The organism is Salinispora sp. CH2A1_6, assembly GCF_056820975.1.
On sequence record NZ_JBXEDG010000016.1, the window covers coordinates 50,240 to 72,269 of the forward strand.

A 22,030-nucleotide genomic window follows, 5' to 3' on the forward strand; every position below is an offset into this window, starting at 1 on the left:
TTACCTGGGTGCTGTCGGACGAGGCCGCCGGCGGTAGTGAACCCGCGCGGACTCCGGAGACCGGCGATGTCGCGGTGCGCGGCGTGGGAAAGGGGCCGGGCGTGGGGGTGCTGGCTCGTGAGGCCGGCCCGGTGCTGCCGCTGGTGATGGGTGGTGGTGGGAACGGGGAAGTCGGCGCCGGGTCGGTTGGCGCGGGTGCCGGCGGCCCGGGTGGCAGCGGGGCGGGTGGTGCCGGTTGTGGTCGGACTGGACCCGGCGGGTGGGGGCCGGGGGCCGGAGGCGCCGGCGGCGGGGGCACCGGTGGGGTCGGGTCCGGAACGGACGGCTCGGGTGGCTGCACCGGCTCGGGCGGTCGCGCCGGCTCGGGCGGTCGCGCCGGCTCGGGCGGTCGCGCCGGCTCGGGCGGCTGCACCGGCTCAGGTTCTCTGGGGCCAGCCTGGTGGTAGACCCGGGCCTGCCCCGGCGCCGACGGAATGGCCGCCGCGTCGGCGGCGGACGGGTCCACCGGGTCGTTCTGCTCGGCCATGTTCGCCCTCCGCGCCGTGCTCGCACCCGGACTCGTGCCACCCGAGCCGGGGATGCCTGGTCTCACCGTGCCACATTTCGTCCAGGGAACACAGCTGGAGCAGGGCTGCCGGCCGTTTGTCGCAGCACCTCGGACGCCCCTGCGGTCCGCGGCCCTGACCGCAGGACGGCAGGTCGGAGTGGTCGTGCCGGGCTACGGCAGGAATGAGCTGCCGATCGTCGAGGGCGATGGGGGCTCGATCGGCTCGGCCGAGGACGAGATGGCGGGGGGCGGGGTGTCGGCCGGGGACGCTGAGGGGGAGGTGCTGGGGGACGGGGTGTTGCTCGGGCTGGTGGTGGGGGATGGAGTGCTGGTCGGGGGTGCTGAGGCCGAGGCGGTGGGGGACGGGGTGCTGGTCGGGGGCGCTGAGGGGGAGGTGCTGGGGGACGGGGTGTTGCTCGGGCTGGTGGTGGGGGACGAGGTGCTGGTCGGAGATGCCGAGGGCGACGAGGGACTCGTGGCCGAGGAGGACGGTGACGGGGGTGGTGTCGGCGTCGGGGCGGTCGTGGCGCTTGGCGTGGGCGTGGGCGTGGTTGGTACGGGGACCCCGCCGATCACTCGTGTTGCCGCGTAGAGGCGCGACCAGGTCACGGTGGAAATCTTGACCACGTCGCCGCTGCTCGGGGCGTGGATCATCCGTCCGCCGCCGATGTACATGCCCATGTGGTGGATGCTGGTCCAGCTAGCTCCGGAGGCGAAGAAGAGCAGGTCACCGGGGAGTAGGCCGGTCCGGGCAACGGTGCGGTGCCGGGTCGCGTAGTACTGGTCGCGGGAGACCCGGGGCAGGCTGCGGTAGCCGGCCGAGCGGTAGGCGGCCCAGATCAGGCCCGAGCAGTCGAATCGGTCCGGCCCTTCGGCCGCCCAGAGGTACGGATCGCCGAGTTGGTCCATCGCGTAGGCGACCGCCGCGTGGGCGATGGGGTGCGCGGCGAGCCCGTTCGCCGTCTCGTTGGCGACCCACTGCGCGCCGAGCGCCTGCTCCGCCGCCTCCTGCTGACGCTCCAGTTCCAGCAGCTGGGCGGCGTTGTCCTGGCGGAGGGTGGCGAGCTTCGCCCGCTCGCTGTGCAGCGCCTGCTCGGTGCTGGCATAGGCGGTGTTGATGGAGCGTACTCGGGTCTGCCCAGCCGTCATGGCCTGCTGCGCGGTCTGCTCGTCGGCGCGCGCCCGGTTGAGCTCCCGGGTCGCCGCGTTGGTCTCCCCGACCGCGACTTTCTCTCCCCGGGCAAGGCCGGAGAGCTCGTTCAGATCCTGGAGATCATCGGCGAAGGGCACGGGTGGCAGCGCCGCAGCCGCCTTGATCGCCTCGGCGGCCGCGGCATCGGCTCGCGACTGGGCCTTGGCCAGCGCGGTCAGGGCCAGGTTCAGCTCCTGCTCGGCGGCGACGAGCTGCGTCTCCGCCTCGGTGCGCTGCCGCTTCAGCAGGAGCAGTTCGTCGCTCAGTTGGCCGATGCGGGCCTCGGCCGCGTAGATCTGGGTGGCGAGCGGTCCGTCGATGAGGTTGTTGACCGGAGTTGCCGCAGGCGGGGTGAGGGGTTCACCGCCGGGCAGGCGCAGTGGGCCGGACAGGACCGGGCGGGCGCCGCTGTCGGGTACGGCGTCGGGCAGTGGCGGATCGGCGTAGACCGGCGCACTGAGCGCGCCGGCAGCGATGATGCCCAGCAACGCGGACCAGAGCTTCGGGCGGAGGACCGGTGAGATCACCGGGCGTCGTCGAGGTCGCCGTCCGTAGCCGCTGTCGCCCATTCCACTCCTTGTCTGGCTCAATCCGCGCATTGCGGTGCACAGGTGCCCGGACGCTACCAGTGGTATCGCGCTCGGCCTACCTGTCTATCGCACGCGCGCAGCAGTGTCGATGTGTGGCCGGGTTACGAGTAGCTGAGAATTCGGGTAGCGCCGACGGGCGGCGGTGAGGTTCGTCGCGGCCGACCGCCCGCGCTGACCGTGGGTGCGCCGGCCCACGTAGGCTCGACCGGGACCGCAGGCGGAAGGGACGGGGCTGGAGATGGACGCCGGACTCAAGCGCGAGCTAGAAGCGAAGGTGTACGCCGGCGAGCGGCTGACCCGTGCGGACGGGATCGCCCTCTACGACAGCGACGACCTGACCTGGTTGGGGCGGCTTGCGCACCACCGGCGGACCGAGCGCAACGGCGACCGGGTGATGTTCAACGTCAACCGGCACCTGAACCTGACGAACGTCTGCAGCGCCAGCTGTGCGTACTGCTCGTTCCAGCGAAAGCCGGGCGAGAAGGACGCGTACACGATGCGGATCGACGAGGCGGTCCGCAAGGCCAAGGAGATGGAGGACGAGCAGCTCACCGAGCTGCACATCGTCAACGGGCTGCACCCCACCCTGCCGTGGCGCTACTACCCGAAGGTGCTCCGTGAGCTGAAGGCGGCGCTGCCGAATGTCCGGCTCAAGGCCTTCACCGCGACCGAGGTGCAGTGGTTCGAGAAGATCAGCGGCCTGAGCGCCGACGAGATCCTGGACGAGCTGATGGACGCCGGTCTGGAGTCGCTGACCGGCGGCGGTGCGGAGATCTTCGACTGGGATGTGCGGCAGCACATCGTTGACCACGCCTGCCATTGGGAGGACTGGTCCCGCATCCACCGGCTGGCGCACAACAAGGGCATGAAGACCCCGTCAACCATGCTGTACGGGCACATCGAGGAGCCCCGGCACCGGGTTGACCATGTGCTGCGGCTGCGGGAACTGCAGGACGAGACCAATGGCTTCGTGGTCTTCATCCCGCTGCGCTACCAGCATGATTTCGTCGACTCGGCGGACGGCAAGATCCGTAACCAGATCCAGGCGCGGACGACGATGGCCTCGCCGGCGGAGTCGCTGAAGACGTATGCGGTGTCCCGGCTGCTCTTCGACAACGTCCCGCACGTGAAGTGTTTCTGGGTGATGCACGGGCTCTCGGTTGCCCAGCTGTCGCTGAACTTCGGCGTGGATGACCTGGACGGCTCGGTGGTGGAATACAAGATCACCCATGATGCCGACTCCTACGGCACGCCGAGCACCATGAACCGGGCTGACCTGCTGGACCTGATCTGGGATGCCGGGTTCCGCCCGGTCGAGCGCAACACCCGGTACGACGTCGTGCGCGAGTACGACGCCGCGCCCTCGCTCGCCGAGCGTCGCGCCCAGCCGCAGCAGGTGTGGGCCTGATCGTGCTGGTTGGCGGTTCGCGTACCCTCGTAGGGCTATGACCGAGCAGCGCAACAGAATTCCCCGGCGAGATTCCGAGGGGCGCGTGTTGACCCTGGGGGACCTGCTCGGGGTGAGCCTGGCCGGCTGGGTTATCGGGGTGCTCGCGCTGGTGGCACTGGACTGGGGCGTCACCTCGCTCGGTTCGGGGGATTTCGGCCAGGCCAACGGGTGGTTGGCGGTGATCCTGCCGGCCTGGCTCTACTGGGATGACTTCCGTGCCTGGGGGTTCGGTGCCGCCCGGGTGGTGGCGGGCCTGGCGGCCGGGGCCGTGGGGCTGACCCTCGGTCTGGTGGTGGCCGGTTTCACCGTTGACCTGCCGCCGGTGTTCTCCGGCGGGTTGGGTGCGGCGACCTTCACCGTGGGGTACGCGGTGGTGTGGTTCCACGGCGTGCGGTGGCTCGCCCGGAGGACGGGCTGAGGCCGCCCGCTGACGGCGGAGAACGGAGTACGGAGATGAGCGCGGCGGTCAAGTACACGCTGGGCCGGATCGGACTGTTTGTCGTCGTGCTGGCGGCCCTGTGGTTCGTGGAGTTGAATCTCTTCATCAAGCTGATGGTGGCGTTGATCTTCTCGGCGGCGCTCTCCTTCTTCCTGCTGCGGCCGTGGCGGGAGGAGATGGCCGAGGAGATGGCCGCCGCCACCGAGCGGCGGCGCGCGGAGAAGGAGCGGCTGCGTTCCGCGCTGGCCGGCGAGGACGACGCGGGGACGGATGCGACGGAGCCGGGCGGCGACGCGCCGAAGTCCTGATCTCTGGCCGGGAAACTCGGGCCGTCGCCGGGATCGACGTGGCGGGCCCGTCGGGCCGGGATGTCCCGGCTTCGGCGGCGGGGCCTCCAGGCAGCAAGAACGCGGTACCGGCGGGATCATTGCCTAATTTATAGATGTAAGAATATTGATATGACCATGCGCTGAGTGGTGGAGTGTGCGGTACCAGGCGGGAAAGCTTTCCCGCGCTCATCAGGAGGTTGTCTATGGCCTTCCGCACCCCCACCCTTCGCCGCCGCCTCGCGCTCGTCGTCGCCGCGGGGTTCGGCCTGCTCACCTTTGCCGCAGCACCGGTCTCCGCGAACACCACGCCAGACCCCACCGGTGAGTCGGCCGCCGTCCAGTACCGGGTGCTCGGCCCGCGTACCCTGACCGACCGCAGCGCGGTGGCCAGCACCGGCGCCGCGATCGACTACTCCGAGCACGGCGTCCTGCACGTCTCCGCCACCGCCGCCGAGGCCGCCGCGATCACGCGGCTGGGCTTCGAGCTGGAGGAGGTTCCGGTAACGCTCACCGACCACGATCACGACCACGGGGAAGTCGGCACCTTCGACTTTCCGCCCGCCGACTCCGACTACCACAACTACGCCGAGCTGACGGCGGTGGTGAACCAGGTGGTGGCGGACCACCCCAGCATCGCGCGGAAGATCAGCATCGGCACCTCGTACGAGGGCCGGGACCTGATGGCGGTGAAGATCTCCGACAACGTCGGGACCGACGAGGACGAACCGGAGATTCTCTTCAACTCCCAGCAGCACGCCCGGGAGCACCTCACCGTGGAGATGGCGATCTACCTGCTCAACCTCTTCACCGACAACTACGGCAGTAACTCCCGGGTCACCAATGTGGTCAACAGCCGGGAGCTGTGGATCGTCCCGACCGTGAACCCGGACGGCAGCGAGTACGACATCGCCACCGGCTCGTACCGGTCGTGGCGCAAGAACCGGCAGCCGAACAGCGGCTCGTCCTGGGTCGGCACCGACCTGAACCGCAACTGGGACTACCTCTGGGGCTGCTGCGGCGGCTCCTCCGGCTCCCCCTCGTCGAACACCTACCGGGGCCCGTCGCCCTTCTCCGCCCCGGAGACTGATGCGGTGCGCGACTTCGTGGACAGCCGGGTCGTGGGCGGAGTCCAGCAGATCAAGGCCAACATCGACTTTCACACCTACTCCGAACTGGTGCTCTGGCCATTCGGCTACACGTACAGCAACACCGCCCCGGGAATGACGGCCGACCAGTACAACACCTTCGCCACCATCGGCGGGGAGATGGCGGCCACCAACGGCTACACCCCGCAGCAGTCCAGCGACCTCTACATCACCGATGGCAGCAGCATCGACTGGATGTGGGGGGCGCACGGGATCTGGGCGTACACCTTCGAGCTGTACCCCGGCTCCGCCGCGGGCGGCGGCTTCTACCCACCCGATGAGGTCATCCCGGCGGAGACCGCCCGCAACCGCGAAGCGGTGCTGCTCCTCTCCGAGTACGCCGACTGCCCGTACCGGGCGATCGGCAAGGAGGACCAGTACTGCGGCGGTGGCGGCGGGGAGACGGTCTGGGCGGACACCTTCGAGACCGCGACCGGCTGGACGATCAACCCTAACGGCACCGACACCGCCACCACCGGTGAGTGGGAGCGGGGTGCCGCCCAGGCGACCAGCTACTCCGGCGCCAAGCAGCTCACCCCGTACGCGGGCGGCAACGACCTGGTCACCGGCCGGCTCGCCGGCTCCTCGGCGGGCACCCACGACATCGACGGCGGCGTGACCAGCGCCCGCTCCCCGGCGGTGGCCCTGCCGTCGAGCGGCACGCTGACCCTCTCGTTGGCCTGGTACCTGGCGCACTACTCGAACGCCTCCTCGGCCGACTACTTCCGGGTCAGCGTCGTGCACAGCGGCGGCACCACCACCCTGCTCAACCAGGCGGGGGCGGCGACCAACCGCAGCGCCTCCTGGTCGGTGGCCAACCTCGACCTGACGCCGTACGCCGGCCAGTCGGTCCAGATCCAGGTGGCGGCGGCGGACGCCGCCGGCGGGAGCCTCGTCGAGGCAGCCGTCGACAACGTCACCATCACCGTTTCCTGAGTCCAGGTGGGGGCCCTGTCCCGGGGCCCCCACCCCACCTCGTCACACGTCTGCGGCCAACGCCGGGCTCCGGCCCGACCGTGCGCTACGGTGCTACCGACCATCCCGCAGCGAAGCCGGTGCGAAACCGGCACTGTCCCGCAACTGTGATGCCCCGGGCGTGTCCCGGGGACGAGTCAGGTCGCCTGCGGTCGGTCGCGATACGCGCTCTCGAGGAAGGGCGCCTCGTGGACGGGCACCTCGGTCCCTGTCGGCGAAGCACCAACTCCTCGACCGACAGGAGGCCCGATGTCCAGACGTACCCCCCGGTTCTTCACCGCGGCCCTCGCGGTGGCCGCGCTCGCACTCGGCGGCTGCGCCGAGAACACCACCGACTCCCCCGCAGCCGACGACGGCGCGTCCAGCGCCGCGACCTTCCCGGTGACCGTCGGCTCGCTGACGCTGGACGAGCAGCCGGAGAAGATCGTCTCGCTGTCGCCGACCGCCACCGAGATGCTCTTCGCGATCGGGGCGGGGCCGCAGGTCGTCGCGGTCGACGACAACTCCAACCATCCGGCGGAGGCGCCGCAGACCGATCTCTCCGGCTTCCAGCCGAACGCCGAGGCGATCGCCGCCCACAACCCCGACCTGGTGCTGCTCGCCAACGACCAGAACAAGATCGTGGACCAGCTCACCACGCTGAGGATCCCGGTCTTCCTCACCCCGGCGGCGGTCACGCTGGACGACACCTATCGGCAGCTCACCGAGGTGGGCGCGCTGACCGGGCACCCCGCCGAGGCCGCCGACGTGGTCAGCCAGATGCGGGACGACATCGCGGAGTTGGTCGCCGACCTGCCCCAGCGGGCGGAGAAGCTGACCTACTTCCACGAGCTCAGCCCCGAGCTGTACACCGCCACCAGCAAGACCTTCATCGGCTCGCTCTACGCGCTCGCCGGGCTCGAGAACATCGCCGACCCGGCCGACGCGGACGGCGCGAGCGGCGGTTACCCGCAGCTCTCCGAGGAGGTCATCGTCAAGGCCAACCCGGACTTCGTCTTCCTCGCCGACACCAAGTGCTGCCAGCAGAGCGTCGCGTCGGTCCAGGCCCGACCCGGCTGGGCGACGATCACCGCCGTGCAGGAGAACCACGTCGTCGCGCTCGACGACGACATCGCCTCCCGGTGGGGCCCGCGCGTCGTTGACCTGCTCCGCACCATCATCGAGGCGACCGCCAAGGTCCCCGCGTGACGCTGGACCGGCGGCGGTAGTAAGGCCTTCTCATGCGGCAGGTGGTAACCCAGCGCCCCTCCGGCCAGCCGGAGGGGCGGCCGGACGTGGCTCAGCCAGCCGGGCTGCGGCCCGGCTGGCTCGTCGCCGGGCTGGCCGCGGTCCTGGCCGCCCTGGTGGCGGGCGTCTCCCTGGGCCCGGTCAGCCTGCCGCCCGGCAGCGTCGCGGTCGAGCTGCTGAACCTTCTCCCCGGGGTCGGCCTCGACAGTGGGCTCACCGAGCGGGAGATCGCCATCGTCACCGAGCTGCGCCTGCCCCGGGCCGTACTCGGCCTGCTCGTCGGCGGGTTACTCGCCCTGGCCGGCGGCGCCTACCAGGGCGTCTTCCGCAACCCGCTGGCCGACCCGTACCTGCTCGGGGTCGCGGCCGGCGCCGGGTTCGCGGTCACCGTGGTGATCACCGCTGGCGGCGTCGGCGGGGCGCTCACCGGGCTGCCGGTCACCGTCCCGCTGGCCGCGTTCGTCGGCGCGATCGGCGCGGTCACGTTGACCTACCTGCTCGGCTCCGCCGGTGGCCGAAGCCGATCACCGGCGACCCTGATCCTGGCCGGGGTGGCGGTCTCCGCCTTCCTCTCCGCCGGCCAGACGTACCTGCTGCAACGCAACTCAGACAGCATCCAACAGGTCTATGCCTGGCTGCTGGGGAGACTCGCCACCGCCGGCTGGCACGATGTGTGGCTGGTCCTGCCATACTTCCTGCTGACCGCCGTGGTGGTCCTGCTGCACCGGCGGGAGCTGGACGTTCTCTCGGTCGGCGACGACGAGGCGACCAGCCTGGGCCTGCACCCGCAACGGTCCCGCTACCTGTTGATCGCCGCCGCCTCGCTCGGGACGGCCGCCGCGGTCTCCGCGTCCGGGCTGATCGGCTTCGTCGGAATCATCGTGCCGCACGCCGTACGACTGCTCGCCGGCGCCAGCTACCGGGTGATCCTGCCGCTGTCGATGCTCTTCGGCGGGGCGTTCCTGGCGCTGACCGACGTGGTCGCCCGTACCGCCGCCGCCCCCGAGGAGATCCCGATCGGCGTGGTGACCGCTCTGCTCGGCGGCCCGTTCTTCGTCCTGGTCCTGCGCAGCGCCCGGCGGGTGCTGGGATGAGCGCACCGGCGGTGGCGGTACGCGACCTGCGGGTCCGGCTGGCCGGCGTACCCATCCTGACCGGAGTCGACCTGACCGTCGCCGCGGGCGAGTGGGTGACCGTGATCGGCCCGAACGGTGCCGGCAAGTCGACGTTGCTGCGCGCCGTCGGCGGCCTGCTGCCCACCGAGGGAGCGGTCTCCCTCTTCGGTACGCCGATCCAGCAGCTGCGTCGCCGGGAGCGGGCCCGGGTGGTGGCGACCATGGCCCAGTCGCCGGTGGTGCCGGCCGGGATGTCGGTCCTGGACTACGTGCTGCTCGGCCGCACCCCGTACATCGCGCCGCTGGGCCGGGAGTCCCCCGCCGACCTGGCCGCCGCACACGATGTCCTGGACCGGCTGGACCTCACCGGATTCCACAACCGGGAACTGGCCACCCTCTCCGGTGGCGAGCGGCAGCGCGTCTTCCTGGCCCGAGCCTTCGCCCAGGGGGCCACCCTGCTGCTGCTCGACGAACCGACCAGCGCGCTGGACATCGGCCACCAACAGGACGTCCTCGAACTGGTCGACCAGCTCCGCCGGGCGCATGGCCTGACCGTGGTCGCGACCATGCACGATCTCTCCATCGCCGGCGAGTACGCCGACCGGATGGTGCTCCTCGCGGACGGTCACGTGGCCGCCGTCGGCAGCCCCGGGGAGGTGCTCACGACGGAGCTGCTGGCTCGCCACTACCGCGCGACCGTGAAGGTGATCGAGGGCGAGCACGGCCCACTGGTGGTACCCGTCCGCCCCTCCTCCGCACCCGACGGGATGCCGAAGGTCAGGGCGGGGTGATCGCGTTGAAGAGGGCACCCTGTGGGTCGCGCAGGGCCGTGCAGCGACCGGCCGCGGTGTCGCGGGGCGGCACCAGGATCGCCCCGCCCAGGGCGGCGGCCCGGGCGGCGGTCGCGTCCACGTCCGCCACTCCGAAGTACACCGACCAGTACGCGGGTGCGCCGGCCGGGAAGTCGCCGAGCGGCGTGGTCATCCCGGCGACGATCTGGCTGCCGAGGCGCCAGCCGGTGTGCCCCGTCGCACCGGTTGGCGGCTCGTCCGGCTGCCAGCCGAAGACCAGCTCGTAGAAGACCTTCGCGCCCTCCGGGTCCGGGGTGACCAGTTCGGTCCAGCTCATCGCCCCCGGTACTCCGAAGACCTCGCCGCCGGGCATCGTCACCGGCTGCCACACACACAGCGTCGCGCCCGCCGGGTCGCTCAACACCGCCATCCGGCCCCGGTCGAACACGTCGAAGGGGGGCACCACCAGCTGTCCGCCGGCCTCCTCGACCCGCGCGGCCACCAGGTCAGCGTCGTCGGCGGCGACGTAGATCGACCAGATCGGCACCTGCTCGGGAATGGCCGGCGGCCCAGCACCCGCCACCGCCTGGCCGTGGCGGAGGAAGTCGGTGTAGCCGTCCGATTCGGGCTCGGGCGTGATCCGGCCGGTCCAGCCGAACAGCTCCGGGTAGAAGCGGCGCGCGTCGTCGAGGTCCGGCGTGGCCAGGTCGGCCCAGCAGGGGGTGCCCGCCGGAACGATGCCCACGTCAACCCCCTCTCGTCCGGGGCGGGCCACGGTGGCTCGCCCCGACCGCATGATGACACTGCCACAGCCCGTCCGGTGGGAAATGGGCAAACGTCAACGCGAACAGGTGACTCGGGCTTGCGTGCTGCCTGGCTTCTGGTGGCTTCGCAGCGGCTGGACCCCACGTGGGCCACCAGATGCGTTCCTGAACAAGATGCTAAATCTGTCCCCGAATAACCCCTGGCTGATGACTGCCCCGGTCGGGTGAGGTAGGTCAGGCTGTGCAGGGTCTCGGGGTACCCATATCGCTACCATAAGTAGGTGGGCGACGCGGCGATCAGCGTGGAAGCCAGCTGGCCGTAACTGGTGTCGGTGTGGTCAGACGGCGGGCTTTCGTACTCGGCCATTGAGGGTGACTCGGGCCAGTTTCGGAGGTGGTGACGTCGGGCGCGACATTGGGGTTTGCGCCGAGGGTGATGGCGACGCTGAACGTCAACACGATTCTGTTGACCTCGACGGAGGATGACCTGTGTCGGGTTGATGTGGCCACGAACGATGCGCACACTTATCATTCCAATGACTATGCCGGGAGTCTGCATGGACTCACTTCGGCGGGGGGTGTCTGACCGTGGCCGCTTCAATCCCAGCACGTCTCAGCGAACCCCCGAGGAGACCCATGCCCTCGAAAACTGGAATACGTCGCTCCGTCCCGGCGGTATTGGCCGCACTGGCCCTCGCCGTCAACGGTGCTGTGGTGGTCGAGACAGCACGTCCGGCCGAGGCTCGGGCCGCCGGTGTGCGGCCTTCCTTCCAGCTTCCATTCCCGTGCGGCGAATCCTGGCAGGTCTCCACTTATCGCGGTCATGACGACTACGACGTCGACATGTTCGCGAACAGTGGCAACACGGCCGGTCGACCTCTTCTCGCCGCCGCCGCCGGTACCGTCTCGGCTGCTGGTTGGGACGGTGGCGGCGGCTGGCACGTCGAGCTCAACCACGGCGAGGGCTGGGAGTCGCTCTACCTGCACATGGAGTCACCCCCGGTGGTCTACACCGGACAATGGGTCCGGCAGGGGCAACTGCTCGGCAAAGTGGGCAGCACCGGCAACTCAAGCGCCCCTCATCTGCATCACGAGCAGCGGCGCGAAGGCGCCAAGGTGGAGGCCTACTTCAACGGCATCCGCTCGGAGATTACGACGGACGGCTTTCCCCCGGGGGAGCCGCTGTCGCCGCCGGTCCATGCCGTTAGTGCTAATTGTGGCGATATTTCCATCTACGGGATCCTGCCGGACGGTAGGCTGACCTATTCGTTGGTCGAGTCGGGTTCAGGTCGGTTCTTGAAGGCTGTGACGTCGAGTGCGACGCTGGGTTTCACGCCGAGGGCGATGGCGACGCTGAACTTCAACACAATTCTGTTGACCTCGACGGAGGGTGACCTGTATCGGGTTGATGTGGTCACGAACGATGCGTCGTTGGTGTTCGATCCGCCGGTGAAGATTCTTGGTGGTGGATGGACGCACACCCATCTTTCCTATGACGGTGCCGGCGGTCTGTATGGGCTCACTTCGGCGGGAGTGTTGCAGCGCCACGCCGTGACCGCGATGAAGCCGACTGGTAGTGAGATCGTCAATTGGGTGACGGTCGGCAGTGGTTTCACCCTCAAGACGCTGACCACGACTGGGCCGGACTGGATCCTCGGTACGGATTCGGATGACCGATTGATGTCGTACAAGCTTAATGGAGTGGGTAGCTGGGAGTCCGGCGAGCTCAAGTCGAGCACCGGGCAGGACATCACCCACCTGCTGTCTCCCGGCGCCGGTATCTACTACGGCCGTACCAGCGATGGCGCCCTGCACCGATACGGCGACCGGAACCCGTACGACAACAACGGCAGCGACCTGTACGGGCAGGGCAGGGTAACCGATTCCGGCGTGACCGAGGTCCTGCTCTCCGCCCAACCCTTCGGCTTCTGAAGAGTGCGCTTCGGCGGCTTCCGATCGGCAAAGGCGGCTGCCAGACGATCCCCGTTGCTCGCCTGGCCAGCGGGCATCGGGCCGCAGCCCGCACCTCCCCAGCGGGCTGTCGCCCGGATTTCGCAGGGTTCGACCACCGGCGGAAATCTGTCGATGGGAGCGGTCGGAGGGGTTAGGCTGGTCGATCCGTGCGCTCTCGCGCCGCGCCGAGGCACAGCCGGTACCCGACCTGGGTGGCCAGGCGGCCAGGTCACCCTGTCGACCCGGAGGAACCGCCGTCATGCCTGCCGACCGCACCGTTGATCACACTGCTGAACTCACTGCTGAGCTCGACGCCGAGCGCACGCACATGGCCGTGTCGCGGGCTGCCCTGCACGCGATGCGCGAGCACGCCGAAGCCATGTACGCCGTCGGCGCGAAGATCGCCGGGGACCCCTTCTCCGCCGAGACCCTCGGGGTGGCGTTGGCCCGGCGGGTGGCCGAACTCGCCGACGACCCCCGTACGCCGCTGTTCTTCGGCCGCCTCGACCTCGACGGGGCCGCCGAGTCGGGAGCGGGCCCTGCGCCCGGAGCCGCCCCCGAGCCGGGAGCGGGCCCGGTGACCGGCCGGTACCACATCGGACGGCGGCACGTCACCGACCAGCTCGGTGAGCCGCTGGTGCTGGACTGGCGAGCGCCGGTCAGTCGCGCCTTCTACCAGGCCAGCGCCCGCGACCCGCAGGGCGTACGGATCCGTCGCCGGTTCGGGTTCGCCGGCGGCGAGTTGACCAGCTTCGAAGATGAACGCCTCGACCAGGGCGAGGAGCTCGGCACCACCAGCAAAATCCTGATCGAGGAGATCGAACGCCCCCGTGTTGGGCCGATGCGCGACATCGTCGCCACGATTCAGCCCGAGCAGGATGAGCTGGTTCGTGCCGACCTCGACACCTCGATCTGCGTCCAGGGGGCGCCCGGAACCGGTAAGACCGCCGTCGGTCTGCACCGGGCCGCGTACCTGCTCTATCTGCACCGGGAACGGCTCCGGCGTACCGGCGTCCTGATTCTCGGGCCGAACCCGGCGTTCCTCGGCTACATCTCGGCGGTCCTGCCCGCGCTCGGGGAGCTGGAGGTGCGGCAGGCCACCCTGGAGGGGCTCATCGGCCGGGTGCCTGTCTCCGGTGGTGATCCGGTCGAGGCCGAGGTCGTCAAGCACGACCCGCGAATGGCGACCGTGCTACGGCGGGCGCTCTGGTCCCGGCTCGGTCGAGCTGACTCCGCGATCCAGGTCTCCGACGGCGCCTACCGGTGGCGCATCGATCCGGGCGTGCTCACCCGCCTGGTTGACGACACCCGACGGGAGGATCCCGCGTATCTGCTCGGCCGGGAACGGGTCCGCGCCCGGGTCGTCGGTCTGCTGCAACGCCAGGCCGAGACGCGCTCCGGCGAGTCACCGGGGGAGCCGTGGCAACGGCGGATGGGAAGGGCCAAACCGGTGGTCGAGTTCCTCGACGCCTGCTGGCCGGCGGTGACGCCGCAGTCGCTCGTCTTCGAGTTGCTCAGCGACGCGGAGGCGCTGGCCCGCGCCGCCGAGGGCATTCTCACCGAGGCCGAGTGTCAGGCGCTGCGCTGGCCCCGGCGCTTTCGGAGCGTCAAGAGCGTCCGGTGGAGCAGCGCCGATCTGGTGCTGCTCGACGAGGCCGCCGGGCTCCTGGAGCGGGAGCCGAGCCTGCACCACATCGTCATCGACGAGGCGCAGGACCTCTCCCCGATGCAGTGTCGGGCCATCGCCCGGCGTACCACCCACGGGTCGATCACACTCCTCGGTGACCTCGCCCAGGGCACGGCACCGTGGTCGGCGACCGACTGGGCGGAGTCACTGCGGCATCTGGGTAAGCCGGACGCGCCGGTCGTGCCGTTGACCACGGGGTTCCGCGTACCGGAGGTGGTGGTGGCGCTGGCCAACCGACTCCTGCCCGCGCTGGAGGTGAACGTCCCCCCGGCGGTGTCGTTGCGGTCGGACGGCAGTCTCGTCCTGCGCCGGGTGGACGACCTGGCCGCCGAGGTGGTCGCGGAGCTGGCCGCGACCCGCTCGCTACCGGGGTCGGTCGGGGTGATCGCCGCTGACCAATACCTTGACGAACTGCGGGCCGCGCTCGTCGCGGTCGGCGAAGAGCCCGGGGAGCTCGACGCCCCCGAGCGCGTCACCGTGGTCCCGGCGACGCTGGCCAAGGGCTTGGAGTACGACCACGAGATCGTCGTCGAACCGGCCGAGATCGTGGACGCGGAACCGCGCGGACTGCACCGGCTCTACGTCGTGCTCACCCGCGCGGTGACCCGGTTGACGGTGCTGCACGCCCGTCCGCTGCCCGGAGCGCTCGGCACCGATGCGCGCGACCAGTTCGTCGGTGCTGCGGTGCCCGCTCCGGCGTGACTCTCGTCGCCGGGACCCGTTGGCGGCATCGGCTGCGGTGTTGGCCACTCCGGCCCTGACCCGGCGTCGCGGTACGCGGTGGCGGCGATACGGTCGGGGCATGGTAGAGCCGGTCGCGCGCCCTCGGGTCGGGCACATCCAGTTCCTGAACTGCCTACCGATCTACTGGGGGCTGATGCGCTCGGGTGCCCTGATCGACGTTGACCTGCACAAGGACTCGCCGGATCGGTTGAGCGCCGCGCTGGTCGCCGGTGACCTGGACATCGGTCCGATCACCCTGGTGGAGTACCTGCGCAACGCCGACGACCTGCTGCTGCTACCCGATCTCGCCGTGGGTAGTGACGGACCGGTGCTCTCGGTCAACGTCGTCTCGACCTGCCCGCTGGCCGACCTCGACCGGCGTCGGGTCGCGCTCGGGTCGACCTCGCGGACTGGCGTGCTGCTGGCTCAGCTGCTCCTCGCCGAGCGGTACGGGGTGCGGCCCGAGTACTTCCGCTGCCCGCCGGACCTCACCCAGATGCTGCTGGAGGCGGACGCCGGGGTGCTGATCGGCGATGTGGCGCTGCGGGCTTTCCTGGACGCGCCGTCCCGCGGCCTCACCGTCACCGACCTCGGCCAGGCGTGGCACGAGTGGACCGGGCTGCCGATGGTTTTCGCCGTCTGGGCGGTACGGCGCGACTTCGCCACCGCCCATCCTGGCCTGGTCAAGGAGGTGCACGAGGCGTTCCTGCGATCCCGGGACCTCTGCCTGGCCGAGTTGGACCAGGTGGCCGCGGCGGCCGCCCGTTGGGAGAGCTTCGACGCGGAGACCCTGGCGACGTACTTTCGGAGGTTGGATTTCAGCCTGGGTGACCGTCAGATAGCCGGGCTTCGCGAGTTCGCCCGCCGGGCCGCTGCCGCCGGCGCTGTCCCCGAGCTTCCCGCCGGCGGCCCGGCCCGCTTTGTCGGCTGACCACTGCGGTCCTGCGCTGACCAGGCTGGCCTGCTTGCTGGCGGACCAGCTGGCGGCGCGGTCGCCGATCAGAGTGGGTCGGCCAGCAGGGCTTCGGTGACTTTCTGGCAGTTGTCCATGCCGACCTGGTAACCCTGCGCGACCGGGTAGCGCAGCATCACTCCCATTGTCCAGGTGTCGCCGATCGCCAGGCAGTTGACGTGGTTCTCCTGCTCGCGGGTGCGGTCCACCCAGCCGTTCTTGATGGCGATGGTCTCGCTGGCAGCCGACGGGAACGCCTTGCGGATGCCGAAGTCACCGGTGCCCCGGACCGACCGCATCTCCTCGAGGAGCCAGTCCGTCCACTCCGGGCCGGCGGCCGTGCCGTCGGCGATGCACTCGCCGAGCCGGGCGGTGTCCCGCGGGGACAGCTCGGTTCGGCTCCAGCCGCCGTCCTCCGCGACGTTGCTGTCGGTCAGCTCGCATCGGGACAGCAGGCGCTCGATGGTGACGGATCTACCGAGGTTGTTGTAGAACTCCTGGGTGAGGGCGTTGTCACTGTCCCGGATGATCTTGGTGGCGTCGGCGAGCTCGGTCTCGGTCGGGGTCCTGCCAGCCTCCACCGTGCGGCGCAGGTAGTCGGCGACGATCCAGGATTTGATCATCGAAGCCGTGGTGCTGGTCTCGGTCATGTTTTCCGAGCCGATGATCTCACCGGTACGGCGGTCCAGCACGCTCCAGGCGTACCAGCCGTCGATGTCCAGGCTGGCGAGATCGTTCGCCGCGAAGGGGAGCGGCTCGAGGGTCGGGCTCGGCGATGGCGTGGGCTGGGCCTGCTCGGTGGGGGCACCGGACTGCTCCTGTGCTGGACTCTCCCCCCACTGCGCTGTCGCCTCGGCGGCGAAGGGTGACCCCGGTAGCAGGCGGAGGGATACGAGTACGAAACCGATCAGGACGGCCGCGATCGCGGCCACCTTGAGCAATGAGGTGCCGCCCTGCCGCGCGTCGGGCTGGCTGGCCATCAGAGGGCCCCGATCGGCTGCTGCGGCACCTTCAGGGCGGCGCCGGGCTGCGGGGTGACGAGCTGGGTGGCGACGCTCGCGCAGGTCTGGGCGCCGTAGTCGAGCCCGTTCTGCTGCGGGTAGCGCATCATCACGGCGAGGCTCCACTGGTCGTTCACCGCGAGGCAGTTGACGTGCCAGTTGCCGTCGTAGTTCAGCGCCGTCCACCCGTTCTTCATGCCGATCGGGCCCTGGCTGATGATCGACTCGGGTAGGCCGTCAATGATGCCCCAGCGGCCGCCGCCGGAACGTTCCTTCTGGTCGTCGGCGGCGGTCGTACCCCGAACCTGGCTCATCTCGTCCAGCAGGAACTCGGTCCACGTCGGCCCGGCGGCCGTTCCGTCGGCGATGCAGTCGCCGAGCCGGACCGCGTCCTGGGGGGACATCTGGGTGAAGCTCCACCACCCGATGTAGCCCGGCACGGTGCCGGGCTTGGTGTCGGTCAGGCCGCAGGTGCTGATCATCCGGTCGATGGAGGCCGACTTGCCGACCTCCCGGTAGAGCAGGTTCGCCGCGTCGTCGTTGCTGTCCCGGATCGCGGTGCTGACGGCGTCGCGCATCGTCGTCGAGAGCGACTCGTCACCGAGCTGGTTCAGGTAGTCGGCGGCGAACCACACTTTGATCATCGACTCGGTGGAGCTGGTGTCGGCGAGGTTCTCCGCACCGGAGATCGTGTCGGTCTGGCGGTCCATCAGCGCCCAGGAGAAGAACTCGCCCTCGAAGGCGACGGACACCGGCGCGTCGGCCAGGGTCGGCGGCGGGGGCGGGGAGGGGACGGGCGTGGGGACGCTCGCCTCGGTGTCGGTGCCGCCATCGTCGAGGCGGGCGTACGCAGCGGGAATGATCAAAGCAATTCCGAGGACGACCGCCATGATGGCTAGCAACCGGGGACGCATAACTGGGTGAACTCCAGACGTCGGGGCCAGGGGGCCGGCTCGCAGGGCCGGGGAGGGATCGGCATGGTCGAGGCAGGGTGGCCTCGGCTACGTAACGATCGCCGGCAGCGGGTCGGTGTGACCGCGGGAAGTCTACGTCTGGATCCGCGCCGCGCCGAGACTGGTTCCCGGCGAAGGCGTGTCATAAATGGCGGGAGTTGCAGACGGTGCACGCTTTATGCCCCTATTTATGGCTTGATTGTGACTCGGCTCATAACGCTGCCCGGCGGGCGGTGCGTGACCTGCTCTTGGCCGGAAACCTGTTACACCCCCTAGAGATTGATGTGCTGAGCTGTAACACTTGGGGCATGTATGGGAATGACTTCCCCGCCGACGACACCGCCGACGGCCTGCTCGGCGAGGTCGAGGCGGCCGAGATGGCGCTGCGGGCGGCGGCCGAGCGCGGGCGGCACGGTTCCGCCGGTGCCGATCCGGCGGCCTACTTCGCCGAGGTCGTCGCCGCCGACCAGAAGGTCGAGCCGCGGGACTGGATGCCGGAGGCCTACCGCGCGACCCTGATCCGGCAGATCGCCCAGCATGCCCACTCCGAGATCATCGGGATGCAGCCGGAGGGCAACTGGATCACTCGTGCCCCCTCCCTCAAACGCAAGGCGATCCTGCTCGCGAAGGTGCAGGACGAGGCCGGCCACGGCCTCTACCTCTACGCCGCCGCGGAGACCCTCGGGGTCAGCCGGGACGAGCTGGTCGACCTGCTGCTGACGGGCCGGCAGAAGTACAGTTCGATCTTCAACTACCCGACCCTCAGCTGGGCCGACATGGGCACGATCGGATGGCTCGTGGACGGCGCGGCGATCGTCAACCAGGTGCCCCTGTGCCGCTGCTCGTACGGGCCGTACGCGCGGGCGATGATCCGGATCTGCAAGGAGGAGTCGTTCCACCAACGGCAGGGGTACGAGATCCTCCACACCCTCGCCCACGGCACCCCGGCCCAGCGGGAGATGGCTCAGGACTCGGTGAACCGCTGGTGGTACCCGTCACTGGCGATGTTCGGCCCGCCGGACACCGACTCCACCCACTCCGCCCAGTCGATGGCCTGGAAGATCAAGCGCTTCTCCAACGACGAGCTGCGCCAGCGGTTCGTGGACATGTGCGTGGGCCAGGCCGAGGTGCTCGGCCTCACTCTCCCCGACCCGGCGCTGCGCTGGAACGACGAGCGCGGTGCCTATGACTTCACCCAGCCCGACTACGCGGAGCTGATGCGGGTGATCAAGGGAGCGGGTCCGTGTAACCGGCAGCGGATGGAGCACCGCCGCCGGGCGCACCGGGAGGGCGCCTGGGTCCGGGACGCCGCCGCCGCGTACGCGGCCAAGCAGACGAACAAGAAGGAGCTGGCGGAGCAGAAGGAGAAGGTGGCGTGAGCGAGTACAGCGAGCCGACCGGACAGCCGGGTGGGGCACCGGCGCCGCTCTGGGAGGTCTTCGTCCGGGCCCGGCGCGGGCTGGCGCACACCCACGTCGGCAGCCTGCACGCGGCCGACGCCGAGCTGGCCCTGCGCCACGCCCGGGACCTCTACACCCGGCGACAGGAGGGGGTGTCGATCTGGGTGCTGCCGGCCGCCGCCATCACCGCGTCGAGCCCGGACGAGAAGGACGCCTTCTTCGACCCGGCGGCCGACAAGGTCTATCGGCACCCGACCTTCTACGAGGTGCCGGAGGGGGCTGCTCACCTGTGACCACGCATGCCGAACAGACCGCGCCGGGGTCCGTGCAGACCGCGCCGGGGGCCGTGCAGGCCGCGCCGGAGGCCGGCACCGACCGCTTCGACTTCGTCCTGGGCCTCGCCGACGACGCGCTCGTCGCGGCCCAGCGGTTGGCCCAGTGGTGCACCCACGGGCCGGAGATGGAAGAGGACATCGCCCTGGCCAACATCGCCCTCGACCAGCTCGGGGCGGCGCGCCTGCTGCTGACCTACGCGGGTGAGTTGGAGGGAGCCGGGCGGGACGAGGACGCGCTGGCGTACCGGCGCGACGACCGGGATTTCCGCAACTGCCTCCTGGTCGAGCTGCCCAACGGCGACTTCGCGCTGACCATGGCGAAGCTGCTCTTCCTGGCGGCGTACCAGGTGCCGCTCTACACCGCGCTGGCCAGCTGCGGCGACGAGCGGCTGGCCGAGATCGGGGCGAAGGCGCGCAAGGAGTCGGCCTACCACCTGGATCACGCCTCGTTGTGGGTGCGGCGGCTCGGCGACGGCACCGACGAGTCGCATCGCCGGATGCAGGCGGCGGTCGACGAGGTCTGGCCGTACACGCACGAACTCCTCGCGCTGGACCCGGCCGCGCCGATCGACCCGACCACCCTGCGCGTCGACTTCGACTCGGTCGTCTCCGGCGTGCTCGCCGAGGCCACGTTGACGGTGCCCGAGACCGCCTGGACGCCGGATGGCGGCCGGAGCGGCGTGCACACCGAGCACCTGTCGTACCTGCTCGCCGAGCTGCAGGTGCTGCACCGAGCTCATCCCGGAGCGTCCTGGTGACGACCGCCCGGGCCGCGGTGGGCGCGGTGGTGGACCCCGAGATCCGGGTGATCACCATCGAGGAGCTCGGCATCCTGCGGTCGGTTGACGAGGAGCCGGTCACCGGCCGGGTGGTGGTCACCATCACCCCCACCTACACCGGTTGCCCGGCGATGGATGTGATCCGGGCCGACATCCGTCGGGCGCTCGCCGCCGTCGGCCATCCTCAGGCCGAGGTCCGTACCGTCTACACGCCGCCGTGGAGCACCGACTGGATCACCGAGGCGGGGCGGGCGAAACTCGCCCGTGCCGGCATCGCCCCACCCGCTCCGGTCCGCCCCACCGGCCCGGTGCCGCTGACCCTGACGGTCCGCTGCCCGTGGTGCGGATCCCCGGAGACCGAGCAGATCAGCCGCTTCGGTTCGACCGCGTGTAAGGCTTTACGACGCTGCCGATCCTGTACTGAACCCTTCGACCACCTGAAGGCACTGTGACTGTCACGATCACTCGGCCGACCCGTCGTCGGCCGGTCTTCCACCCGCTGCCCGTCGCCACCGTTGACCGGCTCACCGCCGACGCGGTGGCGGTCACCTTCGCCGTACCGGACGAGCTGCGCGCGATCTTCGCGTTCGCGCCCGGCCAGCACCTGACCGTGCGCCGGACGGCGGAGCAGGGCGAGGAGGTACGGCGCTCGTACTCGATCTGCTCGACGCCCCAGGACCTGGCCGAGCGGGGGTTGCTGCGGATCGGGGTCCGGGAGATCCCCGGCGGCGCCTTCTCTGCGTACGCCTGTGCGGCGCTACGTGGCGGTGACACCGTCGAGGTGCTGCCGCCGCTCGGCCACTTCACCACCGCGCTGCGTCCGGACCGGGTGCGCGCCTACGCGGCGGTGGTCGCCGGCTCCGGCATCACCCCGGTGCTCTCCCTGGTGAGCACGGCCCTGGCCGTCGAGCCCGCCAGCACCTTCACCCTGGTGTACGGCAACCGTTCGGCGAGCACCGTGATGTTCGCCGAGGAGCTCGCCGACCTGAAGGACCGGTACCCGACCCGGCTGCACCTGGTCCACGTGCTCTCCCGTGAGCGGGGCGAGTCCCCCCTGCTCTCCGGCCGGATCGACGCCGAGCGGCTGGGTCGGCTGCTGGAGACGATCGTGCCGGGTGAGGCGATCGAGGAGTGGTTCCTCTGCGGCCCGTACGGGATGGTGACCGACGCCCGGCGGGTCCTGACCGCCCGGGGCGTCCCGGAGGCCGCGGTGCACGCCGAGCTCTTCCACGTCGATGCGCCCCCGGAGCCGGTACGCCGCCCCGAGCGCCAGCCGGCGGCGGGTACCGAGGTCACGATCGTCCTGGACGGGCGCTCGTCAACGGTGACCATGGACCGGTCGGACCGGGTGCTGGACGCGGCGCTGCGGGTCCGCGCGGAGCTGCCGTACGCGTGTAAGGGGGGCGTCTGCTCGACCTGCCGGGCGAAGGTCGTGGCCGGTGAGGTGACGATGGCCCGCAACTACGCGCTGGAGCCGGACGAGCTGGCCGCGGGCTACGTCCTCACCTGTCAGTCCAGCCCGACCACCGATCAGCTCACGGTTGACTACGATGCCTGAGCCAGCGGGACGGTGCCGGCCGCGGACGGTCGGCCATCCGGGCGGCGGCGGGTCAACGGCCGGAGAGCTCACACCGCCGGTGGCCGCTCGTCACCGGTCGGGCCGGGGCGACGTAGGCTCGGGAG

At 70.3% G+C, this 22,030-nt stretch carries 19 protein-coding genes, 1 pseudogene and 1 riboswitch; of the genes and pseudogenes, 16 read left to right on the forward strand and 4 right to left on the reverse strand.

The genetic code is table 11. The features are described from left to right. Positions 1–718: 718 nt before the first annotated feature. A complete protein-coding gene (locus tag AC1UKG_RS21130) occupies positions 719–2,308 on the reverse strand; it encodes an NlpC/P60 family protein (RefSeq protein ID WP_026325286.1) in 1,590 nt (529 codons plus the stop codon). 259 nt (positions 2,309–2,567) lie between these two features. Here AC1UKG_RS21130 and mqnE point away from each other — a divergent pair, with 259 nt between their 5' ends. From mqnE to AC1UKG_RS21165, 7 genes are all read left to right on the forward strand, one after another. Beyond that, a complete protein-coding gene (gene mqnE, locus AC1UKG_RS21135; protein WP_018731207.1) occupies positions 2,568–3,737 on the forward strand; it encodes an aminofutalosine synthase MqnE in 1,170 nt (389 codons plus the stop codon). 37 nt (positions 3,738–3,774) lie between these two features. Then, complete coding sequence (locus AC1UKG_RS21140) at positions 3,775–4,197, forward strand: hypothetical protein (RefSeq protein ID WP_018743802.1); 423 nt, start codon at positions 3,775–3,777, stop codon at positions 4,195–4,197. A 35-nt stretch (positions 4,198–4,232) separates the two neighbouring features. Continuing rightward, entirely contained in the window at positions 4,233–4,526 is a 294-nt protein-coding gene (locus AC1UKG_RS21145) for a DUF4229 domain-containing protein (protein ID WP_018743803.1), read from the forward strand. A gap of 224 nt (positions 4,527–4,750) precedes the next feature. Continuing rightward, the gene (locus tag AC1UKG_RS21150; protein ID WP_018743804.1) at positions 4,751–6,628 is read left to right on the forward strand and encodes a M14 family metallopeptidase; all 1,878 of its coding nucleotides are present in this window, start codon (positions 4,751–4,753) and stop codon (positions 6,626–6,628) included. 83 nt (positions 6,629–6,711) lie between these two features. After that, positions 6,712–6,835, forward strand: a riboswitch (cobalamin riboswitch). A gap of 81 nt (positions 6,836–6,916) precedes the next feature. Next, on the forward strand, positions 6,917–7,855 hold the full coding sequence (locus tag AC1UKG_RS21155) for an ABC transporter substrate-binding protein (protein WP_482643138.1): 939 nt from the start codon (positions 6,917–6,919) through the stop codon (positions 7,853–7,855). Positions 7,856–7,887: 32 nt separating this feature from the next. Further along, positions 7,888–8,988, forward strand: a complete 1,101-nt coding sequence (locus AC1UKG_RS21160) for an iron ABC transporter permease (protein WP_018743806.1) — start codon at positions 7,888–7,890, stop codon at positions 8,986–8,988. After that, the gene (locus AC1UKG_RS21165; protein WP_029125083.1) at positions 8,985–9,800 is read left to right on the forward strand and encodes an ABC transporter ATP-binding protein; all 816 of its coding nucleotides are present in this window, start codon (positions 8,985–8,987) and stop codon (positions 9,798–9,800) included. Before AC1UKG_RS21160 ends, AC1UKG_RS21165 begins: the two co-directional genes overlap by 4 nt. Here the strand turns inward: AC1UKG_RS21165 and AC1UKG_RS21170 are convergent. Continuing rightward, complete coding sequence (locus tag AC1UKG_RS21170; protein WP_018743808.1) at positions 9,787–10,545, reverse strand: VOC family protein; 759 nt, start codon at positions 10,543–10,545, stop codon at positions 9,787–9,789. The two genes, AC1UKG_RS21165 and AC1UKG_RS21170, sit on opposite strands and share 14 nt — an antisense overlap. A 360-nt stretch (positions 10,546–10,905) precedes the next feature. On the opposite strand from AC1UKG_RS21170, the pseudogene AC1UKG_RS21175 reads away from it, so the two are divergent. From AC1UKG_RS21175 to AC1UKG_RS21190, 4 genes and pseudogenes are all read left to right on the forward strand, one after another. Further along, positions 10,906–11,141, forward strand: a pseudogene (locus AC1UKG_RS21175) (hypothetical protein); the annotation flags it as partial. Positions 11,142–11,242: 101 nt separating this feature from the next. Further along, positions 11,243–12,496 carry a peptidoglycan DD-metalloendopeptidase family protein gene (locus AC1UKG_RS21180; protein ID WP_475890180.1) on the forward strand — a complete coding sequence of 418 codons (1,254 nt, stop codon included), beginning with the start codon at positions 11,243–11,245 and terminating at the stop codon, positions 12,494–12,496. A 280-nt stretch (positions 12,497–12,776) separates the two neighbouring features. Then, entirely contained in the window at positions 12,777–14,906 is a 2,130-nt protein-coding gene (locus tag AC1UKG_RS21185; protein WP_482643137.1) for a HelD family protein, read from the forward strand. A gap of 100 nt (positions 14,907–15,006) precedes the next feature. Further along, positions 15,007–15,858 (forward strand): menaquinone biosynthesis protein, encoded by an 852-nt coding sequence (locus AC1UKG_RS21190; RefSeq protein WP_026271470.1) that lies wholly within the window; start codon positions 15,007–15,009, stop codon positions 15,856–15,858. A 68-nt stretch (positions 15,859–15,926) separates the two neighbouring features. Here AC1UKG_RS21190 and AC1UKG_RS21195 read toward each other — a convergent pair whose 3' ends face one another. Both AC1UKG_RS21195 and AC1UKG_RS21200 read right to left on the reverse strand, forming a co-directional pair. Further along, positions 15,927–16,859 (reverse strand): hypothetical protein, encoded by a 933-nt coding sequence (locus AC1UKG_RS21195; protein WP_018743812.1) that lies wholly within the window; start codon positions 16,857–16,859, stop codon positions 15,927–15,929. Beyond that, positions 16,859–17,794 (reverse strand): serine hydrolase, encoded by a 936-nt coding sequence (locus AC1UKG_RS21200; RefSeq protein ID WP_029125079.1) that lies wholly within the window; start codon positions 17,792–17,794, stop codon positions 16,859–16,861. The genes AC1UKG_RS21195 and AC1UKG_RS21200 overlap by 1 nt, the downstream gene beginning before the upstream one ends. 347 nt (positions 17,795–18,141) lie before the next feature. On the opposite strand from AC1UKG_RS21200, the gene paaA reads away from it, so the two are divergent. Genes paaA through paaE form a run of 5 tightly spaced genes read left to right on the forward strand, consistent with a single transcriptional unit; the run spans position 18,142 to position 21,905 of the window. After that, positions 18,142–19,212, forward strand: a complete 1,071-nt coding sequence (gene paaA / locus AC1UKG_RS21205; protein WP_482643136.1) for a 1,2-phenylacetyl-CoA epoxidase subunit PaaA — start codon at positions 18,142–18,144, stop codon at positions 19,210–19,212. Then, entirely contained in the window at positions 19,209–19,526 is a 318-nt protein-coding gene (gene paaB / locus AC1UKG_RS21210; RefSeq protein WP_018743815.1) for a 1,2-phenylacetyl-CoA epoxidase subunit PaaB, read from the forward strand. Before paaA ends, paaB begins: the two co-directional genes overlap by 4 nt. After that, entirely contained in the window at positions 19,523–20,326 is an 804-nt protein-coding gene (gene paaC, locus AC1UKG_RS21215; protein WP_482643135.1) for a 1,2-phenylacetyl-CoA epoxidase subunit PaaC, read from the forward strand. The genes paaB and paaC overlap by 4 nt, the downstream gene beginning before the upstream one ends. Continuing rightward, entirely contained in the window at positions 20,323–20,799 is a 477-nt protein-coding gene (paaD, locus tag AC1UKG_RS21220; RefSeq protein ID WP_018743817.1) for a 1,2-phenylacetyl-CoA epoxidase subunit PaaD, read from the forward strand. Before paaC ends, paaD begins: the two co-directional genes overlap by 4 nt. Further along, positions 20,796–21,905 carry a 1,2-phenylacetyl-CoA epoxidase subunit PaaE gene (gene paaE, locus AC1UKG_RS21225; RefSeq protein WP_018743818.1) on the forward strand — a complete coding sequence of 370 codons (1,110 nt, stop codon included), beginning with the start codon at positions 20,796–20,798 and terminating at the stop codon, positions 21,903–21,905. The genes paaD and paaE overlap by 4 nt, the downstream gene beginning before the upstream one ends. Positions 21,906–22,030 lie beyond the last annotated feature (125 nt).